A 19082-nucleotide genomic window follows, 5' to 3' on the forward strand; every position below is an offset into this window, starting at 1 on the left:
GGTCTCAGACATCGGCAAGCTCCCGGTCTGCGGCGCGGGCTTCCTCGCGCATGAGGTCCCACAGGTGGTGCTGTTTCACCTCAAGCTCGTGGACGCGGTCCTTGCGTTCGGCGAGCGGCATGTCGATCTCGACGATCTCGCGGATACGCCCCGGGCGACGTGACAGAACGACGATGCGGTGGCCGAGGCGCACCGCTTCGGCCAGATTGTGGGTGACGTAGACGGCGGTGAACGATTCCCGGGTCCACAGGTCGACGAGATCGTCCATCAGCAGTTCGCGGGTCTGGCTGTCGAGCGCCGACAGCGGCTCGTCCATCAGCATGACGGCGGGCCGCACGGAAAGCGCGCGGGCGATCGCCACGCGCTGCTTCATGCCGCCGGAAAGCTGGCGGGGCAGCGCCTTGGCAAAGTCGGAAAGGTTGGTGCGGCGAAGAACGTCCTCGACGATCGCGCGCTGCTCCGCCTTGGGAAGCTTGTGGTCTTCAAGCGCCAGCGAGACGTTGCCCTCCACCGTGCGCCAGGGCAGCAGGGCGAAATCCTGGAAGATGTAGGTGAGCGGATTGAGCGAGGCGGCCGGCGGCTCCCCGATCTGCAGGATCTGGCCGGAACTCGGCCGCTCCAGCCCGCCGATGAAGCGCAGAAGGGTGGACTTGCCGCAGCCCGATGGCCCGATGAGGCAGACGATCTCGTCCTTCTTCACGGTGAGCGAAATATCGTCCAGCACATTGGTGGCGCCATAGTGATGGCTGACCTGGTCGAGCTTGAGGTCCATCGACCCTATCTCCTTGCGAGGCGCTGCGGCTTTCGGCTTGCGATCGCGGAATTCGATATGCCCGGCCCTGGCCCCCGGCGGTTGTCATTCCCGCGAAGGCGGGCCACGGCAACCGCCGGATCGGCGGCGGGGCAATGAAAGACGGCTTCAGGAATGCAGGATCCCCGCCTTCGCGGGGACGACACCCATGCGGATGCGCCGATGTGCCCGTTTTGCGGACGGGGGACGCCGGGCGATCCGACGTCCCGAACAAGTGCGCGTTCTAGTTCGTCATGGGGCTTTGAACCGATGCCGTCCGCGGTTCAGTAGGTTTCCACGAAGCTCGGGTCGACGAGCTTGTCCAGCGTGATGCTCTCGGGTGCGAGGTTCTCGGCCTTGAACCAGGCGAGCTGGTCCTTGACGCTGGTCAGGTCGAGCCGGGCGTCGGGGTTGAGACGCATCGCACCGTTGATGATCGATTTGGACGCCTTCTCGAAGGGCTGGTCGGCGTAGACGTATTTGTGGATCAGCTCCGCCATCGCCTTCTCGCCGTCGGCACCTTGCGTCTTGTCGACGAGGGCCGCGTTGAAGTCGGCCGCGCCCTTGGAATAGGCGGCGAGGAAACGCTTGACGAGGTCGCGGTTCTCGGTGGCGATCTTGGTGGAGGTAAAGACGGTGGTGACCTGATAGTCGGGGATGAAGTCCGCGACCATGCCGATCTTCTTCACCGCGCCTGCCGCGATCAGCGCCTTGGCGATATGGGGCTGGATCGACCAGGCATCGATCTGGCCGGACTTCAGGGCTCCGATGACGGCGCCCACCTTCTGCATCGGCTTCACCTTCATGTCCTGGAGCGTGAAGCCTTCCGCGTCGGCGATCTTGGCGGCCATGTAGTGGAAGGAGGAACCGGACTGGGTGATGCCGAAGGTGCGGCCCTTGAGCTTGGAGGGATCGGTGACGCCTTCATCATACGCCTTGTTGGAGACGATGATGATCTGGCCGTCGATGCCCTTTTCCTCGTGCAGCGCGCCGCCGATGACCTTGACGACGCCCTTGTCGGCAAGCCCGATCAGGCCGCCGGTGATGGCGGTGACGCCGAAATCGACGTCACCGGAGGCAATGGCGACGGCCATGGGCTGCGCGGCCTGGAAGAACTTGAACTCGACGTCGAGCCCCTGTTCCTTGAAGTAGCCGCGCTCATAGGCGACGAAGCTCGCGGCATGGGAGGTAAAGCGCAGGGCACCGAGCGTGACCTTGTCGGCGGCCGAGGCCGGTACCGACGAAAGGGCGGCAAGCGCGAGGCCCGCGGCTGCGGCGCGCATCAGGGTCTTGCGGATACTGAATGTCATGCTGGCATTTCCTTCCCATGGAGCATCGTCTGTTGTCGCGCAAACGGGGCCCGGTGATCGGGAAGCACACATGCGATGGAGGGAGCCGTTTTCCGGTTTTCCCATAGCCCGCACGCGCGCGGGCCAAGGGCATCCGCAGCGCTGATGCCTTGGGCTATAGCGCGCGCAGGCGTACGCGGTAAACCTGAATCATCCCGCAAAACGCGGTTCTGCGCCCCGCGCGCCGAGGTGACGCAGCGCGAGGTGCCTATCCGAGAGGTCTGGCCGGTGAAAAGCCGGCGTCAGGGGGCAGGGGTCAGGCGTCAGGGGATCAGGGCGGGACGCGGCGGATAGATCGCGTAGCGAATGATGAGCGGGCGCGAGCCGGCGCCGGGGATTTCCACATCGCCGATGGAGCGGGGCTCCATGCCGGGCTGCGAGGGCGGCGGATCCTTCGGGAAGCCCACGATAAGCAGACCGTCGCGGGCGATGTCCTCGCGCGTCACCCAGGGTGAATAGGTGAGATCGCGGTCGGCGACCAGGGTCGGGCGATCGGCGCTGCCGGCCGCCACGAGCCCGGCGAGCCAGGTGTCGCCGCCGACATAGCGCAGCGGGCGCTTGGTCGCCGCGCGCCAGGCGGCGGTGACGGAGCCGGCGATCGCCGGCATCGGAGCGCCGTTGCGCGGCGGCTTCTTGCCGAGCGCCCGCGCCACGGGAACCTGTGCCGAGAAGGCGACCGGCAGCAGGATCAGCAGCACCGTGCAGCCGGCCAGCAGTCTTTTCACCACGCCGTCGACAAGGTGGCGGGAGAGAAGTGCTGCGACGAAAAGGCCGGAGGTGGTGAACATCGGTGCGCCCCACATGTCCTTCAGCCCCGCACCGGTGAGTGCGGCGCCGGCCGCCGTCAGCAGCACCGGCGCCAGCGTGGCGATGGCGAGAAAGCGGATGGCGGCGGACGGTGCCCGCGTGTGCGGTTGTTCCGGCTCCCGCTCGCGACGCAGCAGCGGCAGAAAGGCGAAGGCGAGCGGCACCAGCATCGGGGCGTGGTCGACGAGTTGCGCGAGCAGGAAGCGGAGCGGGCGCCACGCGCTGTCGGCGGCCCGCGCACTGCGCGCCTCGGCATAGGCGATGGGCATGAAATCGGTCTGGACGAGCCACACCAGATGCGGCAGGGCAACGAGAACGGCCAGCGCCGCGCCTGCCCAGGGGCCCCGCGTCAAAAGTGCCCGCCGCAACCCCGCCTCGGCAAGGATCCAGACGGCCAGCACCACGTAGAGCACGACGACTGAGTATTTCGCGTAGACGCCGACCCCGATTGCGAGCCCGAGGCCGAGCCAGGGAAGCAGGCGGCGCGGATTGTCCAGAACAACGGCAAAGAGCCAGAAGCACGCCGCCCAGATCGGCATCTGCACCACGTTGTGGTTCAGTTCCGGGGTGGGCCAGGAGAAATAGTAGACGCCGGTGGAAAGCGCCGTGCCGATGAGGGCGTCACGCGCGCCCAGCAACCGATTGCCCAGCAGGAAGACGAAGACGAAGGTCAGCGCGACGAGAAGCTGGCTCGCCACCATCGGGCCAAGGATCGGTTCTCCCGACATCATCCGCGCGGCCTCGGCGATCCAGGCGGGCAGGGGCGGATGCTTGTAGTAGCCGAGTTGCCAATGCTCGCCCCATGCCAGCATTTCGACCACGTCGAGCGTGGGAGCGCGGCTGGTCATCGCCGGCAGGACGCTCCAGAAGGCGACCTGCATCAGGCAGAGAAGGAAGAGCCCCTTTGCGGGACGCTCAAGAACGCGCTGAGCGAGGGAGGAGAGCAAGGGGGCGAGGCCTCCATGGGACCAATAATCTTTGCCGGGGCACACGGATGGCGCGAAACCGGTCGCGCTGCGCTCAGACGATCGACCCGCGTTATCGGGCTCGCAAGATGAGAAAGCAAGCCGCAGAACGATTGCGCGCGGCGGGCGAACGCGCTACCCGAGGGGCTGCGGCTGATTTGATGGGAAGTGTTGAGAGGTTCTGGGCGCGTGGACGGGAACGGGCAGGTGCAGCAGGTGGACGCGACAGACGCGACAGACGCACCGGGGCGATTCCGCGGACCGCTCGATGTTCTGCACGATATCTTCGGCTATCAGGCCTTCCGGCCGGGCCAGAGCGAGATCATCGACCTGTTGTGCGGGGGCACCTCGACGCTCGCCGTGATGCCGACGGGCGCGGGCAAGTCGCTGTGCTACCAGATCCCGGCGATCCTGTCGGAGCGCGCGACCGTCGTCATCTCGCCGCTGGTGGCGCTGATCGATGATCAGGCCGCCGCGCTGAGAGCCAACGGGGTGAATGTCGCCGCCATCCATTCCGGCCTTTCGCGCGAGCGCAATGTCGAGGAATGGCGCGATTTCGCCGCAGGACGCTCCAAGCTGCTCTATCTCTCGCCCGAACGGCTGATGACGCCGCGCATGCTGGCGGCGATGGGGCGAATCGGCCCCGGCCTCTTTGTCATCGACGAGGCGCACTGCATTTCCAAATGGGGGCCGAGCTTCCGCCCCGAATACGAGCAGCTCGCGGCACTCGGCCAGCATTTCCCCAATGCCACGATCGCCGCCTTCACCGCGACCGCCGACAGCGCCACGCGGGTCGATATCGCCGACAAGCTTTTCCACGGCCACGGGCGGACCATCGTGCATGGGTTCGACCGGCCGAACCTCCAGCTCGGCGTTCAGCCCAAGACCAACTGGCGCCGCCAGCTGATGGAATTCCTCAATGGCAAGGAGGGGCTTTCCGGCATCGTCTACTGCCTGTCGCGGCGGCTGACGGAGGAAGTCGCGGACTATCTGTGCGAAGAGGGCGTGAAGGCGATCGCCTATCACGCCGGCCAGCCGTCCGACCAGCGCCGCGAAAGCCAGGACCGCTTCATGAGCGAGGACGGGGTCGTGATGGTGGCGACCATCGCCTTCGGCATGGGCATCGACAAGCCGGATATCCGCTTCGTCTGCCACCTCAACCTGCCGGGCTCGATGGAGGCCTATTACCAGGAGATCGGCCGCGCGGGGCGCGATGGCCAGCCGGCCGAAACGCTGATGCTCTACGGTCTCGACGATATCCGCATGCAGCGCCAGTTCATCGAGAACGACGGCGAGGACGGCGAGCACAAGCTGCGCGAGCACAAGCGGCTCGACGCGCTGCTGGCCTATTGCGAGGCGTCGGGCTGTCGGCGGCAATCGTTGCTCGCCTATTTCGACGATACCACCGGGCCTTGCGGCAATTGCGACAATTGCCTGCATCCGCCGAAGGTCGTCGACGGCACCGGCGAGGCCCGCGCACTGTTTCAGGCGATCGCGGCCACGGGGCAGTTCTTCGGGGCCTCGCACATCATCGACATCCTGCGTGGCGGCGAGACGCAGAAGATTTCGGAGCGCGGACACGACAAGCTGGACGTGTTCGGCATCGGCAAGGCGCGGCCCAAGGATTTCTGGCAGGGCTTCATCCGCCAGGCGGTTTCCGGCGGATATCTGGTCATCAACATCCAGAAATACGGCTGCCTTGAGCTGACACCGCGTGCCGATGCCGTGATGGCGGGGCAGGAGATCTTCGCGATCCGCGAGGAAGCCCTGATGCCGCGCGCGAAGTCGAAGCGCGGCGGGGAGCGCGCGGCGCGCGTACAGGCGGCGGCGGGCGATCTGTCGGAGCGCGACCAGCGGCTTCTCGCCGATCTCAAGGCGCTCAGGCTGGAGCTTGCGCGCGATCGCGGCGTTCCGGCCTATGTGGTGTTTCCCGATGCGACCCTGATCGAACTCGCCAAGGCGCGGCCGATGTCGGAAGCGCAGATGGGCGAGATCAACGGCGTCGGCCCGAAGAAGCTCGCCGAATATGCCGCGCCGTTTCTGAAGGTGATCGCCGCGGCGTGAGTGGAGGGCTGCGTTCCGCTTCGCCGCCGACGGGCAGATGAACGGCATCCGCTCCCGGTGACTTGCGGAAAGTTTGCGGCCCCTGCACGTGCCGCGGTACCCCCACCCCTGACCCCTCCCCTCAAGGGGGAGGGGGACGCCAGGCGCCAGCTCCCGGCAAACCGTTTTCCAAGCGAGAACGGAACACATGACGCCTGCGCCCCGGCCCACCTCCCCCTTGAGGGGAGGTCGAACGACCGTTTGGTCGTTCGGATGGGAGTAACGAACTCTCCGCCTGCCGTGGCCGTTCGCGGGGGACCCATCGCGCTTGCGGCGTTCAGGCAATGACGGTGGAGAGGGACGTGGCGCTTGCCCGTCTCAGCCTAGGATGTCGTTGACCGCTTCCACGGCCCGGGCCACGACGATATCGGCTTCTTCCCTCGTCAGGCACAGCGGCGGGGCAAATCCCAGGATGTCGCCCTGGGGCATGCCGCGCCCCAGCACGCCGCGCGCGGCCAGTGCCGCCGCCACGCGCGGGCCGACCTTTTCGGACACGTCGAAGAACACCCGGTCGTCCTTGTCCCTCACGAACTCGACCGCCGCCATCATGCCATCGCCGCGCACCTCGCCGACATTGGCGTGGCCTTCCAGCGCCGAGGCCAGTTCGGCGCGGAAATAGGCGCCGACCGTGCCGGCGTTCTCCACCAGCCCCATCTCGTCGATGAGCTTGAGGTTGGCGACGCCGGCGGCAGCGCAGATCGGGTGGGCGGAATAGGTCCAGCCGTGGCCGATCGGCCCCATCGCGTCAGAGCCCTGCACCAGCACGTTCCACATCTTCTCGCCGACGATGGAGCCCGACAGCGGCGCGTAGGCCGAGGTCAGCCCCTTGGCGATGGTGATGAGGTCGGGCCTCAATCCGTAATGGTCGGAGCCGAACATGGTACCGAGACGCCCGAAGCCGGTGACCACCTCGTCGACGACCAGCAGGATGTCATATTTCGCCAGCACCGCCTGGATCTTTTCCCAGTAGGTGGCCGGCGGCGGCACGATGCCGCCCGTGCCGAGGATCGGCTCGCCGATGAAGGCGGCGACGGTGTCCGGGCCTTCCGCCAGGATCAGCTCTTCCAGCTTCTCGGCGCAATGGGTCGCGAACTGCTCCTCGCTCATGGAGCGGTCCTCGCGGCGGAAATAGTACGGCGCCTCGGTGTGCAGGATGGGCGCGCGCGGCAGGTCGAAGGCGTTGTGGAAGGTGGCGAGCCCGGTGAGCGAGCCGGTCATCACGCCAGAACCGTGATAGCCGCGATGACGGGAGATGATCTTCTTCTTCTCCGGCCGGCCGAGAACGTTGTTGTAGTACCAGATCAGCTTGATGTTGGTCTCGTTGGCATCCGAGCCGGACATGCCGAAATAGACCCGGCTCATGCCGGCGGGCGCGCGGTCGATGATCATCTTTGCGAGCGTGATCGAGGCTTCCGTGCCGTGGCCGACATAGGCGTGGTAATAGGCGAGGTTCTTCGCCTGCTCCGCGATGGCTTCCGCGATCTCCTGGCGCCCGTAACCGACATTCACGCAGTAAAGCCCGGCAAACGCATCGAGGCTCGAACGGCCCTCGCTATCGGTGATGGTGACGCCCTCAGCATCGGTAATGATCCGCGTCGGCGTCTCGCCGCGCGCGTGCTGGCCCATGTGGGTGGAGGGGTGGAAGAAGTGATCGCGGTCCCACGCGGTCAGTTCGTTGGAACGGTCGAGCATGATGTCGTGTCCTCTTGGTTGGTGATGACGGGTATCGGATGGCTCGGTGTTGTTTCTGAAGGGGACTCCCACTTCTTTTTTGCGGGTTCCCCCTGCAAAAAAGACGCTCGGGCCGGTTCACGCGGCATCGCAGCACACGTATTTGAGCTCGGTGAAGGCCTCCAGCCCGTGGCGCGAACCTTCGCGGCCCATGCCGGATTGCTTGATGCCGCCGAAGGGCACCGGCGCGCCGGTGATCTTCACGCGGTTGATCGCGACCATGCCGAACTCCAGCGCCCGGGCCATGCGGCGCTGGCGGGCGCCGTTTTCGGTCACGACATAGGCGACGAGGCCGTAGTCGGTGGCGTTGGCCAGAGCAATCACCTCGTCTTCGCTCGCAAACCGCGTCACGGCGGCGACAGGGCCGAAGGTCTCCTCGCGCATGATCGCGGCATCGCCCGGCACGTCGGCCAGAAGCGTCGGCTCCACGAAAAGCGGCCCCGCGGGATGGATCCCGCCGCCGGCCAGAAGCCGCGCGCCCTTTTTCACCGCATCGGTGATGTGATCCCGGGCCTTCTTGACCGCGCGCGCATGCATCAGCGGGCCGATCTCGGAACCCTCCTCAAGGCCGTTGCCGACCTTGAGCGCAGAGACGGCTTCGGCAAAACGGGCGCAGAAACGATCGTAGATCGCCTCTTGCACATAGATGCGGTTGGCGGCGAGGCAGTCCTGGCCGGATGTCGCGAACTTGGCGTCGAGCGCGATCTTCACCGCGCGGTCTATATCGGCGTCGTCGAACACGATGAGCGGGGCGTGGCCGCCAAGCTCCATCACGAGACGTTTCATGGTCGGCGCGCAGCGGGCGGCGATCAGCCGGCCGATCTCGGTGGAGCCGGTGAACGACAGCGCGCGCACGCGTGCCGCCTCGCACAGGCGGCCGACGATCTGCGAAGCCTCGCCCGTGACCACGTTGAAGACGCCGGCGGGAAGGCCGGCGCGCTCGCCGAGTTCGGCCAGCGCCAGCGCGGAAAGCGGGGTCTGCGAGGAGGGATGGGCGACGACGGTGCAGCCGGCGGCAAGCGCTGCCGCCGCCTTGCGGGTCAGCATGGCTGAGGGAAAGTTCCACGGCGTGACGAGGCCGACGACGCCGAGCGGCATGCGTTCCACCGACATGTGCGCCCCGGGCAGGTGCGAGGTCACGCCCTCCACATTCACGCGTTTCGCCTCTTCGGCGAACCATTCGACGAAGCCCGCCGCATAGTCGATCTCGCCGCGCGCCTCCGTAACCGGCTTGCCCTGTTCCAGCGTCATGATCAGGGCGAGGTCTTCGCGGTGCGCGAGGATAAGGTCGTACCAGGTGCGCAAGGTTCGGGCACGCTCGCCCGGCAACAGGGCGGACCAGGAGGGAAAGGCGGCAGCGGCGGCGTCGATTGCGGCGTCGGTCTGGGCCGGGCCAAGGGCTGCGACCCAGGCGAGTTGCGCGCCGGTGGCCGGGTCCGTGACCTCGAAGCCGAGGCCGGTATCGCCGGCGGTCCAGGCGCCGTTGACATAGGCCAGTTCGCGCAGGAGGCGGCGGTCGGCGAGGCGATGAAGCGCGTCGTGACGGTCGCGGCGGGCATGGATCGCGGTCATGGGGTCTCTCCTCCCGAAGGACGGCCGGATGTGGCCGGGGTCCGGTTCAAGAGCAAGTGTGCGTGCCGGGGAGAGGAGAGAGAGGCCGTTCGAGAGGGACGGGGGAGAGAGATGGGCTGTTTTTGCCGGCGAAGAGGAGAGAAAGTCTCCGGGGCGTGACGGGACGGAGGAAGAATGAAGGGAAACGGAGCGCCTGCGGCGCGCTGATATGCCGGATTTCGGATCGGCGCCCGGCTTCGCCTCACAAAATTCTTTCCGTCAGTCTCCGTCTCGCTCGCGCAGCAGGTCCGCCACCGGCAATGCCATTTCGTCCTTCACCGTCTTCGTCACGATGTAGGTGAAATAGCGATCGATGCCGATTTCGCGTTCCAGTAGCTGGTCGACAAGGCGCTGATAGGCATCGATATCGCGCGCGGTGACTTTCACCATGTAATCGATGCCGCCGCCCACCGACCAGCAGGCGACGATCTGCGGCACGTCGCGGATGACCCGTTCGAAGCGGTCGAAATCGGCCTGGCGGTGGTTGGCGAGCGTCACTTCCATCAAGACCGTGGCGAAGGGGGCGACGGACTTGAGATTGAGACGGGCATGGTAGCCGGCCACGATGCCGGATTTCTCCAGCCGGGCGAGCCGTGTCCAGGCGGGGGTCGGCGACAGACCGACCTTCTCGGCCAGCTTCAGCTTGGTGATGCGGCCGTCGCGCTGGATCTCGGCCAGGATCTTCAGATCGATGGCGTCCAGTTTCACCTGAGCGTCTTTTCGGGAAGGGCTGGCCATGTGGGTGTCCGTCGAAGAATGTTGATCATCAAATGACAATGCCAGAAAAATATTGTCAATTGACCTGATTTCACTCTCTTATAAGTCATGACAAATTGGCGACCAGATCCAACGCTTCTCCGCCGTCCCGCCTATCTCTCGCTGGCGGATCAGATAGCCCGGGCGATCCAGGAAGGCGCGTTGATCAACGGCACGCAGCTGCCGCCGCAACGCAGGATGGCGGATGAGCTGAAGCTTTCGGTGCAGACCGTCTCGCGCGCCTATGAGGAACTCGGCCGACGCGGGCTGATCGCGGGCGAGATCGGGCGGGGAAGCTTTGTTCGGATGCCCAGGCGCGAGATGCGCCCGCCCTACCTGCCGGACCGCCTCGGCGAGGTGATCGACCTGTCCATCCTGAAGCCCGTCTGCGAGCCGATGCACGTGGAAAAGCTGAAGGAGGCGCTCGGCTGGCTGTCGCAGAACCTGCCGGCGCGATCCGCCCTTTCGTTCCGCCCGAACGTGGTCTTTCCCGTTCATGCCGCCGCGGCGGTGGAGTGGCTGAGGATCTGCGGGGTCGATACCTCGGTCCAGAACGTCACCGTCACCAACGGCGCCACCGGCGCGATGACCGTGGCGCTGATGAGCGTGGCGCCGCCGGGCTCGACGGTCGCGTGCGAGGCGATCACCCACCACACGCTGGCGCCGCTGGCCGCCTATCACGGCTTTACGCTCGCCGGGCTCGCCGTTGACGAGGAGGGGCTGGTGCCGGAAGCGCTGGAGGACGCGTGCCGGCAGGGCGGTATCCGCGCGGTGTTCATCCAGCCGACGGTCGTCAACCCGGTCGCCGCGCTGATGGGCAAGACGCGGCGCGAGGCGATCGTGGAGATCGCGCGCCGATACGACATCGCGATCGTGGAAAGCGACGTGCTGGGTCCGCTCGTCACGCATCGTCCCAGGCCCTTCGCGGCGCTGGCGCCGGAGCGCACGCTCTACATCACCAGTTTCACCAAGGTGACGGTGCCGGGCCTCAGGATCGGTTATCTCGTCGCGCCCGACCGCTACGTGGCCGCCGTCTCCAACCGGCATCTCGTTTCCAACTGGATGGCGACGCCGATGGTGGCCGAGATCGCCACAAAGTGGGTGAATGACGGAACGGCGCTGGAACTGGTGCGCTGGCAGCGTGCGGCGCTCGCCAAGCGCCATGCCATCGCCGCGCAGATGCTGGCGGGCATTCCCTATACGAGCCATCCACAGGCCCTGCACCTGTGGATGGAGCTGAAGGAGGCGCGCACCGAGGAGGGCTTCGTGGCTCAGGCCCGGTTGTTGGGGGTGGCGATCGCGCCCGGGTCCGCCTTCTGTGTCAGTCGCGAGGCCTGGGCGCCGTCGGTGCGGATCTCCATCGGTTCGACCACCGAAGCGGAATTGCGCATCGGTTTGGGGGCAGTTGCCAAGTTATTGCACGGCGAACAGGAGGTGGTTCTGCCTGCAATCTGAACGAATTGCCTTGTATTGTCGCAATTGCCGAATGATTGTAATGATATTATTTTATTGATTGACATGATTTGAATGTGCTTTCATCGTCAGGTCAATCACTGACCCCGACCGCATGTCTTGCGAAAGGCCCAGATGAACGCGCCAGCACCCGAGCCCATCATCGAGATTGATTCCATCTCCAAGAGCTTCGGAGATTTCCAGGTGCTGGACGGGCTCTCCATGAACGTCATGCCCGGCGAGAAGCTGGCGCTGATCGGTCCGTCGGGTTCGGGCAAGACCACCATCCTGCGCATTCTGATGACGCTGGAAAGCATCGACAGCGGCCATATCCGCATCGACGGCGAAGAACTCTACCACATGCCGAAGAACGGCGGCGCGAAGGACGGGGGGCTCGTGCCGGCGAGCGAGGCGCACCTGCACCGCATGCGCCAGAAGATCGGCATGGTGTTCCAGCTCTTCAACCTGTTTCCGCACAAGTCGGTCATCGACAACATCACGCTGGCGCCGATGCTCACCAAGGGGGCATCCCGCGCCGAAGCGGAGACGCGCGCGATGGAACTGCTCGATATGGTGGGCATGGCCGACAAGGCCAGGGCGATGCCGGCGCAGCTTTCCGGCGGCCAGAAGCAGCGCATCGCGATCGCCCGCGCGCTGGCGCTTTCGCCAAAGATCATGCTGTTCGACGAAGTGACCTCCGCGCTCGATCCCGAGCTTGTGGAGGAAGTGCTGAACGTCATGCGCAAGCTGGCGCAAGAGACCGACACGACCATGCTGCTGGTCACCCACGAAATGGGCTTCGCGCACGACTTCGCCGACCGGGTGCTGTTTTTCGACGCGGGCAAGATCGTGGAAGAGGGGGCGCCGGAGGACATCTTCTCCAACCCCAGGGAAGAACGCACGCAGGGATTCCTGAAGAAGATCATCGCCGCGGGCCATCGCGTCTGAGCGCCTTGCGCCGGATGCGCCGTTCGCGGCCACCGCTTCACCAAAAGCAAGCCGCTTCACCAAGAGCAACAAGACACCGCATCACGAGAGGAGAAACGAGATGAAGACCATCGGATGGATCGCCGCAGCCGGTCTCGCGGCCGCCGCCCTCGTCCAGTCCGCCAATGCGGCGGATCTGGAACAGCTGAAGGAACAGGGCTTCGCCCGCGTGGCGATCGCCAACGAACCCCCCTACACGGCGGTGGGTGCCGACGGCAAGGTCTCGGGCGCCGCGCCCGATATCGCGCGCGAGGTCTTCAAGCGCCTCGGCGTGCCGGAAATCGTGGCCTCGGTTTCCGAATACGGGGCGATGATCCCGGGCCTGCAGGCACGCCGCTTCGATGCGGTCACGGCCGGCCTGTTCATGAAGCCGGAACGCTGCGCGGCGGTCTCCTATTCGGAGCCGATCCTGTGCGACGCGGAAGCCTTTCTCGTGAAGAAGGGCAATCCGATGGGCTTCAAGAGCTTCAAGGATATCGCCGACAACGCGGACGCCAAGATCGGCGCGCCGGGCGGCGGCACGGAAGAGAAGCTGGCGCTGGAAGCCGGCGTGCCACGCAACCGCGTCATCGTCGTGCCGGACGGTCAGTCGGGCCTGAAGATGCTGCAGGACGGGCGCATTGACGTCTATTCGCTTCCCGTGCTGTCGCTGAACGATCTGAAGAAGAAGTCGGGCGACGACGGCATCGAGGTGATGGCTCCGGTCGAGGGCGCGCCGGTCTATTGCGATGGAACGGCCTTCCGCAAGCAGGACACGGCGCTGCGTGACGCCTACGACAAGGTGCTGGCGGAGATGAAGGAATCGGGCGAGTTCGCCAAGATCATCGAGCCCTACGGCTTCTCGGCCGCCGCTGCGATGTCGACCTCGCGCGAAAAGCTCTGCAAAGGCTGAGGATGATTGGCGGGGCGGCCGCGCGGTCGCCTCGCCTGAGGTTTCGCGAGAGGGCGACCGGTGTGGCTTGCGCGTGTGGCCCATCCTTGGAGACGCCGTCTGACGACGGCTCCTCAGGATGACGTTGTCGTGGTGTTGGTCATCTCAAATCCATTGACGAACACAACGTCATCCTGAGGAGGTCCAAAGGGCCGTCTCGAAGGATGGATTCCCGCCGCGCTTCCGCACCCGTTCCCCCTTTCCGACGACTGCCGTCCCTAATTCCTGAACCGCCTAACGAGTGAACCGTCATGATCGACTGGTCCGGATATCTAGGCCTGATCCTCAAGGGCGCGCTGGTTACCGTGGAACTCACGCTGATGGGCTGCGCGCTGGCACTCGTGATGGCGTTCATCGCCGGGCTCGGGCGGCTGTCGCGCCACTTCGCGCTGCGTGCGCTGGCCACCGCCTATATCGAATTCTTCCGCGGTACCTCGATCTTCGTGCAGCTGTTCTGGGCCTATTTCGTGCTGCCGCTGTTCGGCTTCACGCTGACCCCGCTGCAGGCGGGCGTGCTGGCGCTGGGGCTCAATGTGGGGGCCTACGGGGCGGAGGTGGTGCGCGGGGCGGTGCTCTCCATCGGCAAGGCGCAGTACGAAGCCTGCGTGGCGCTGAACCTGACGCGCTACCAGCGCATGCGCCACATCATCCTGCCGCAGGCCTTCCTCATCATGCTGCCGACCTTCTGCAACAACGCCATCGAATTGCTGAAGGCGACCGCTGTCGTTTCGCTGATTTCGCTCTCCGACATGACGTTCGAGGCTCAGGTGGTGCGCGCCCAGACGGGCTCGACCCTCGTGCCCTTCGGCACCATTCTCATTCTCTATTTCCTGATGGCTTTGGCGATTTCCCGGTTCGTGCGCACGCTTGAAAAGCGGCTGGCGCGCGGCCTCGACGGGGTGAGGGTCTAGGCCATGGAGTGGGACTGGGATTTCGTCTGGAAGATCATGCCGACCCTCATCGAGGGCGTGAAGATCACCATCATCGCGACGCTGCTGGGCTCGGTGCTGTCCACCGTGGTCGGGCTCGCCATCGCGCTGCTGCGCCGTTCGCCGACGCGGCTGATCTCGATGCCGGTGAGCTTTGCGGCGGAATTCATCCGTGGAACGCCGCTTCTCGTGCAGCTCTATTTCATCTTCTACGTGCTGCCGGATTTCGGCATCCTGTTGCCGCCGCTGGTGGCCGGTGTCATCGGGCTGGGGCTGCACTACGGCACCTATACGGCCGAAGTCTACCGCGCGGGCATCGACAACGTGCCGCGCGGCCAGTGGGAGGCGGCCAAGGCCTGCAATCTCACCGGCGGCCAGACCTGGACCCACGTGATCCTGCCGCAGGCGATCCCGCCGATGATCCCGGCGCTCGCCAACTACTTCATCGCCATGTTCAAGGAGACGCCGCTTCTGTCGGTGATCACCGTTCTTGAACTGATGAACCAGGCAAAGAGCGTGGCCAATTCCTACTACCGCTATGTCGAGCCGATGACGCTCGTCGGCGCATTCTTCCTGACGATCAGCCTGTTGTCGGTCTTCGGGCTGCGCTGGCTGGAGAAGCGCTACGGACGCATCGAGAGATGACGACAATCACCAGGGGGCCGGAGATCGTGCGCGGCAAGACCATGCCGCACCTTGAAATGCGCGCGATCGAGAAGCGGGTCGGGCTCGTCGTGCTGGCGACAGATCACACCAGCGAAGCCGATTTCGCGCGCATGGTGGCGAGCGAACATGTCGGCGTCTTCGCCAGCCGCGTGCCCTACGCCAATCCGGTGACGGCGGAAAACCTGCGCGCCATGCAGCCGGACCTGACGGCGGCGGCGGGCCTCATCCTGCCGGAAGAGGATCTCGACGTCGTTTGCTATTCCTGCACGTCGGCCTCCGTGGCGATCGGCGATCCGGCGGTGATCGACGCGATCCGCGCCGCCAAGCCGGGCGTGCCCGTGGTCACCCCGCCGATGGCGGCGGTCGCCGGGCTGACGGTGCTGGGCGCGACCCGCATCGCCATGCTCACGCCCTACACGATCGCGACCAGCCGGTCGATGGCCGACTATTTCTCCGCCGCCGGTTTCGACGTGGCGAAGCTCACCTATCTCGATCTCGATGATGATCGTGAGATGGCGCGGATCTCGACGGCGTCGCTGATCGAGGCGGCCCGCGAGGCGATGGCGGAAGGGGCAGACGCGCTGTTCATTTCCTGCACGGCCTTGCGGACGGCCTCTGTGGCCGCCGAAATCGAGGCGGAAATCGGCTGTCCGGTCGTCACCTCCAACCAGGCGACGGCGTGGATGTGTCTCAGGCTTATCGGTGAGGACGCGGCGCGGCCGGAATTCGGCCGACTGATGACCCTGCCGCTCGATACAGGCAGCGGGAGCTGAGCAGGTGAGCCATGAGCACGGACCGCATACCGCTTGTCTCCATCCTTGAAGCACGCCGCCGCGTGGCGGGGCTGGTGGAGCGCACCGCCTGCGTGGTCTCGCCGACCTTGAGCGAACGTGCGCAGGCACCGGTTCATCTGAAAATGGAACACCGCCAGACGACCGGCAGCTTCAAGCTGCGTGGCGCGTCGAACGCGATCGCCTCGCTTTGCGGGGAGGAGCGCGCGCTGGGTGTCGTCACCGCCTCCACCGGCAACCATGGACGGGCGCTCGCCTTTGCGGCCGCGCGCGAGGGAATTCCCGCGATCATCTGCATGTCGGAGCTGGTGCCCGAGAACAAGGTGTCGGAGATTGGCCGGCTGGGCGCGGATATCCGTATTGTCGGGAAGAGCCAGGACGATGCGCAGAGGGAGGTTGACCGGCTGGTCGCGGACAAGGGCCTGACGATGGTGCCGCCCTTCGACGCCGAGGCCGTGATCGCGGGGCAGGGCACGCTCGGGCTGGAAATCATCGAGGATGTGCCGGACGCCGCCTGTGTGGTCGTGCCGCTGTCGGGCGGCGGGCTGATCGCGGGTATCGCCAGCGCGGTGAAGACCGTCAATCCGGACGTGCGTATCGTCGGCGTGTCGATGGAGCGCGGTCCGGCGATGAGGGCGAGCCTCGATGCGGGCCAACCGGTTCAGGTGGAGGAACAGTCCTCGCTGGCGGATTCTCTGGGTGGTGGTATCGGGCTCGACAACCGTTTCACATTCTCCATCTGCCGCGCGCTGGTCGACGAGGTGATCCTGCTCACCGAAGACGAAATAGCGGCGGGCATTCGGCATGCCTATGCCATTGAGCGCGAGGTTCTGGAGGGCGCGGGCGCGGTCGGCATTGGTGCGCTTCTTGCCGGAAAGCTGAGCGTCACCGGGCCGACGGTGCTGGTGCTGTCGGGCCGCAACATCGACATGGCTGCCCACCGCGCGATCATCTCCGCCGGGGAGGGCGAGGCATGAGCGCGATGTCGATCCTGACCGAGGCGGAGCTCAGAGCACTCGTCCCGCTCGATCACGATGCGGTCGCCTGCGTGGAGGAGGCTTTCCGCGCTCTTGCGACAAAGGCCGTCGCGATGCCGCCGATCCTGAGGCTCGATATCCCTCAATATCGCGGCGAGGTCGACGTGAAGACCGCCTATGTGCCGGGCATCGACAGTTTCGCGATCAAGATCTCTCCGGGCTTCTTCGATAATCCCGCACTTGGGCTGCCAAGCGTCAACGGGCTGATGGTGCTGCTGTCGTCGAAGACCGGTCTTGTCGAGGCGCTGCTTCTCGACAACGGATATCTGACGGACGTGCGAACGGCGGCGGCCGGAGCGGTCGCCGCGAAGCATCTGGCGCGCGCGGATGCGCGGGTCGCGGCGGTTTTCGGCGCGGGCGTTCAGGCGGGATTGCAGCTTGAGGCGCTGATGCTGGTCAGGCCCATTGAGGAAGCGCGGATATGGGCACGCGATTTCGCGCGTGCGGGCGCGAAGGCGGAGGAATTGAGCGCGCGGCTCGCCATTCCGGTGCGGGCTGTGGAAGCGCCGCGCGCGGCCATGGCCGGGGCCGACGTGGTCGTCACCACCACGCCGTCGGAGACGCCGCTGGTGATGGCCGACTGGCTGGAGCCGGGCCAGCACGTCACCGCCATGGGCTCGGACGCGGAGCACAAGAACGAGATCGAGCCGGCCGCGATCGCGCGCGCCGACATTTATGTGGCCGATGCGCTCTCGCAGACACGGCGGCTCGGCGAACTGCATCACGCGATCGCTGCCGGCCTTGTCGGCGCCGATCGGCACTTCCCGGAGCTGGGCGCGATCGTTGCGGGCACGGCTGCGGGCAGAGGGACGTCGTCGGCGATCACCATTGCGGATCTGACCGGCACGGGCGTTCAGGATACGGCCATTGCGACACTGGCCCGGAAGCGGGCGACCGCCGCCGGGGCGGGAACGGTATTTGAAACCTGACTTTGACTGTCGAGTTTGCGGCCGTTGGACCGCGCTTACCGAGGATCAGCCCATGACGGGTCCCAATCTGAAATTCACGCGCGCGGAGTATGCCGAGCGGCTCGCCAAGACGCGCCGGGCCATGGAGGCGAAGGGCATCGACACGCTCATCGTGTCTGATCCTTCCAACATGGCCTGGCTCACCGGCTATGACGGCTGGTCCTTCTATGTGCATCAGGCGGTGATCGTGCCTGGCGAGGGCGAGCCGATATGGTTCGGCCGGGGGCAGGATGCCAACGGCGCCCGCCGCACGAGCTATCTCGGCCACGACAACATCATCGGCTATGCCGACCACTACGTGCAATCGACCGAGCGCCACCCCAAGGACAGGCTCGCCGAGATCCTGAAGGAGCGGCGGCTCGACAGGGGTGTGATCGGCGTGGAACTGGACAATTACTGGTTCTCGGCCGCCGCCTATCTGGCGCTTCAGGGCGCTCTGTCGCAAGCGCGCCTTGCCGATGCGACCGCGCTCGTGAACTGGCTGAGGGCGGTCAAGAGCCCGACCGAGATCGAGTACATGCGCAAGGCGGGGCGGATCGTGGAGAAGATCCACGAACGCATTCTGGAAAAGGCCGAGCCGGGCATGCGCAAGTGCGATCTGGCCGCCGAGATCTACGACGCGGGCCTGCGCGGGGTGGACGGGCCGGACGGCTCCTTCGGCGGAGATTATCCGGCGATCGTTCCGCTGATGCCGTCGGGTGCGGATGCGTCCGCGCCGCATCTGACCTGGGACGACAAGCCGATGAAGGCGGGCGAGGGCACCTTCTTCGAGGTGGCGGGCTGTTACAACCGTTACCATTGCCCGCTGTCGCGCACGATCTTTCTCGGCAAGCCGGATGCCGCGTTCATCGAGGCGGAGAAGGCGACGCTGGAGGGCATGGAGGCCGGGCTTGAGGCGGCGAAGCCCGGCAATACCTGCGAGGACATCGCCAACGCCTTCTTCGCGGTGCTGGCGAAGTACGGTATCGTCAAGGATAACCGCACGGGCTATCCGATCGGGCTTTCCTATCCCCCCGACTGGGGCGAGCGGACCATGAGCCTCAGGCCCGGCGACAGGACGGAACTCCAGCCGGGCATGACCTTCCATTTCATGACCGGGCTGTGGCTGGAGACAATGGGGCTGGAGATCACCGAATCCATCCTCATCACCGAAACCGGCGTCGAATGCCTCGCCGATGTCCCCCGCAAGCTTTTCGTGAAGGAGTGAGC

At 65.8% G+C, this 19082-nt stretch carries 16 protein-coding genes; 10 read left to right on the forward strand and 6 right to left on the reverse strand.

Translation table 11 applies throughout. The features are described from left to right. Window positions 1-4: 4 nt before the first annotated feature. The 3 genes from C8N35_RS16005 to C8N35_RS16015 all read right to left on the reverse strand — a co-directional run bounded on the left by C8N35_RS16005 (window position 5) and on the right by C8N35_RS16015 (window position 3893). Window positions 5-772, reverse strand: a complete 768-nt coding sequence (locus tag C8N35_RS16005; RefSeq protein WP_107990720.1) for an ABC transporter ATP-binding protein — start codon at window positions 770-772, stop codon at window positions 5-7. Between the two features lie 302 nt (window positions 773-1074). After that, on the reverse strand, window positions 1075-2100 hold the full coding sequence (locus C8N35_RS16010) for an ABC transporter substrate-binding protein (protein WP_210203555.1): 1026 nt from the start codon (window positions 2098-2100) through the stop codon (window positions 1075-1077). Between the two features lie 302 nt (window positions 2101-2402). Further along, window positions 2403-3893 carry a glycosyltransferase family 39 protein gene (locus C8N35_RS16015; protein ID WP_107990721.1) on the reverse strand — a complete coding sequence of 497 codons (1491 nt, stop codon included), beginning with the start codon at window positions 3891-3893 and terminating at the stop codon, window positions 2403-2405. Between the two features lie 225 nt (window positions 3894-4118). On the opposite strand from C8N35_RS16015, the gene recQ reads away from it, so the two are divergent. Next, window positions 4119-5975, forward strand: coding sequence for a DNA helicase RecQ (recQ, locus tag C8N35_RS16020; protein ID WP_342753510.1), 1857 nt, complete (start codon window positions 4119-4121; stop codon window positions 5973-5975). A gap of 357 nt (window positions 5976-6332) precedes the next feature. Here recQ and C8N35_RS16025 read toward each other — a convergent pair whose 3' ends face one another. From C8N35_RS16025 to C8N35_RS16035, 3 genes are all read right to left on the reverse strand, one after another. Further along, window positions 6333-7706 carry an aspartate aminotransferase family protein gene (locus tag C8N35_RS16025; protein WP_107990722.1) on the reverse strand — a complete coding sequence of 458 codons (1374 nt, stop codon included), beginning with the start codon at window positions 7704-7706 and terminating at the stop codon, window positions 6333-6335. A gap of 117 nt (window positions 7707-7823) precedes the next feature. After that, window positions 7824-9317: an NAD-dependent succinate-semialdehyde dehydrogenase gene (locus tag C8N35_RS16030; protein WP_107990723.1), complete on the reverse strand. Its 1494-nt coding sequence runs from the start codon at window positions 9315-9317 to the stop codon at window positions 7824-7826. Between the two features lie 258 nt (window positions 9318-9575). Beyond that, window positions 9576-10094, reverse strand: a complete 519-nt coding sequence (locus tag C8N35_RS16035; protein WP_107990724.1) for an Lrp/AsnC family transcriptional regulator — start codon at window positions 10092-10094, stop codon at window positions 9576-9578. An 87-nt stretch (window positions 10095-10181) separates the two neighbouring features. On the opposite strand from C8N35_RS16035, the gene ehuR reads away from it, so the two are divergent. The 9 genes from ehuR to doeA all read left to right on the forward strand — a co-directional run bounded on the left by ehuR (window position 10182) and on the right by doeA (window position 19080). After that, entirely contained in the window at window positions 10182-11567 is a 1386-nt protein-coding gene (gene ehuR / locus C8N35_RS16040) for a MocR-like ectoine utilization transcription factor EhuR (protein ID WP_107990725.1), read from the forward strand. A 132-nt stretch (window positions 11568-11699) separates the two neighbouring features. Continuing rightward, on the forward strand, window positions 11700-12512 hold the full coding sequence (gene ehuA / locus C8N35_RS16045; protein WP_107990726.1) for an ectoine/hydroxyectoine ABC transporter ATP-binding protein EhuA: 813 nt from the start codon (window positions 11700-11702) through the stop codon (window positions 12510-12512). Window positions 12513-12612: 100 nt separating this feature from the next. After that, a complete protein-coding gene (gene ehuB / locus C8N35_RS16050) occupies window positions 12613-13443 on the forward strand; it encodes an ectoine/hydroxyectoine ABC transporter substrate-binding protein EhuB (protein WP_107990727.1) in 831 nt (276 codons plus the stop codon). A 290-nt stretch (window positions 13444-13733) separates the two neighbouring features. Further along, complete coding sequence (ehuC, locus tag C8N35_RS16055) at window positions 13734-14393, forward strand: ectoine/hydroxyectoine ABC transporter permease subunit EhuC (protein ID WP_107990728.1); 660 nt, start codon at window positions 13734-13736, stop codon at window positions 14391-14393. 3 nt (window positions 14394-14396) lie between these two features. After that, window positions 14397-15056, forward strand: a complete 660-nt coding sequence (gene ehuD / locus C8N35_RS16060; protein ID WP_107990729.1) for an ectoine/hydroxyectoine ABC transporter permease subunit EhuD — start codon at window positions 14397-14399, stop codon at window positions 15054-15056. Further along, window positions 15053-15850 carry an ectoine utilization protein EutA gene (gene eutA, locus C8N35_RS16065; protein WP_107990730.1) on the forward strand — a complete coding sequence of 266 codons (798 nt, stop codon included), beginning with the start codon at window positions 15053-15055 and terminating at the stop codon, window positions 15848-15850. Before ehuD ends, eutA begins: the two co-directional genes overlap by 4 nt. Before the next feature lie 11 nt (window positions 15851-15861). After that, complete coding sequence (gene eutB / locus C8N35_RS16070) at window positions 15862-16845, forward strand: hydroxyectoine utilization dehydratase EutB (protein WP_107990731.1); 984 nt, start codon at window positions 15862-15864, stop codon at window positions 16843-16845. Next, the gene (gene eutC / locus C8N35_RS16075; protein WP_107990732.1) at window positions 16842-17834 is read left to right on the forward strand and encodes an ectoine utilization protein EutC; all 993 of its coding nucleotides are present in this window, start codon (window positions 16842-16844) and stop codon (window positions 17832-17834) included. The genes eutB and eutC overlap by 4 nt, the downstream gene beginning before the upstream one ends. Window positions 17835-17886: 52 nt before the next feature. Beyond that, entirely contained in the window at window positions 17887-19080 is a 1194-nt protein-coding gene (gene doeA, locus C8N35_RS16080; RefSeq protein WP_107990733.1) for an ectoine hydrolase DoeA, read from the forward strand. Window positions 19081-19082: the final 2 nt, after the last annotated feature.

It is taken from the genome of Breoghania corrubedonensis, assembly GCF_003053845.1.
Classification (GTDB): domain Bacteria; phylum Pseudomonadota; class Alphaproteobacteria; order Rhizobiales; family Stappiaceae; genus Breoghania; species Breoghania corrubedonensis.

Excerpts from the sequence above, each read along its gene's own strand:
- ehuB (WP_107990727.1), top strand. The coding sequence starts at position 12,613 with ATGAAGACCATCGGATGGATCGCCGCAGCCGGTCTCGCGGCCGCCGCC.
- doeA (WP_107990733.1), top strand. The coding sequence starts at position 17,887 with ATGACGGGTCCCAATCTGAAATTCACGCGCGCGGAGTATGCCGAGCGG.
- eutC (WP_107990732.1), top strand. The coding sequence starts at position 16,842 with ATGAGCGCGATGTCGATCCTGACCGAGGCGGAGCTCAGAGCACTCGTC.
- ehuD (WP_107990729.1), top strand. The coding sequence starts at position 14,397 with ATGGAGTGGGACTGGGATTTCGTCTGGAAGATCATGCCGACCCTCATC.
- ehuA (WP_107990726.1), top strand. The coding sequence starts at position 11,700 with ATGAACGCGCCAGCACCCGAGCCCATCATCGAGATTGATTCCATCTCC.
- C8N35_RS16025 (WP_107990722.1), bottom strand. The coding sequence starts at position 7,706 with ATGCTCGACCGTTCCAACGAACTGACCGCGTGGGACCGCGATCACTTC.
- C8N35_RS16030 (WP_107990723.1), bottom strand. The coding sequence starts at position 9,317 with ATGACCGCGATCCATGCCCGCCGCGACCGTCACGACGCGCTTCATCGC.
- eutB (WP_107990731.1), top strand. The coding sequence starts at position 15,862 with ATGAGCACGGACCGCATACCGCTTGTCTCCATCCTTGAAGCACGCCGC.
- C8N35_RS16035 (WP_107990724.1), bottom strand. The coding sequence starts at position 10,094 with ATGGCCAGCCCTTCCCGAAAAGACGCTCAGGTGAAACTGGACGCCATC.
- C8N35_RS16005 (WP_107990720.1), bottom strand. The coding sequence starts at position 772 with ATGGACCTCAAGCTCGACCAGGTCAGCCATCACTATGGCGCCACCAAT.
- ehuR (WP_107990725.1), top strand. The coding sequence starts at position 10,182 with ATGACAAATTGGCGACCAGATCCAACGCTTCTCCGCCGTCCCGCCTAT.
- C8N35_RS16010 (WP_210203555.1), bottom strand. The coding sequence starts at position 2,100 with ATGACATTCAGTATCCGCAAGACCCTGATGCGCGCCGCAGCCGCGGGC.
- eutA (WP_107990730.1), top strand. The coding sequence starts at position 15,053 with ATGACGACAATCACCAGGGGGCCGGAGATCGTGCGCGGCAAGACCATG.
- ehuC (WP_107990728.1), top strand. The coding sequence starts at position 13,734 with ATGATCGACTGGTCCGGATATCTAGGCCTGATCCTCAAGGGCGCGCTG.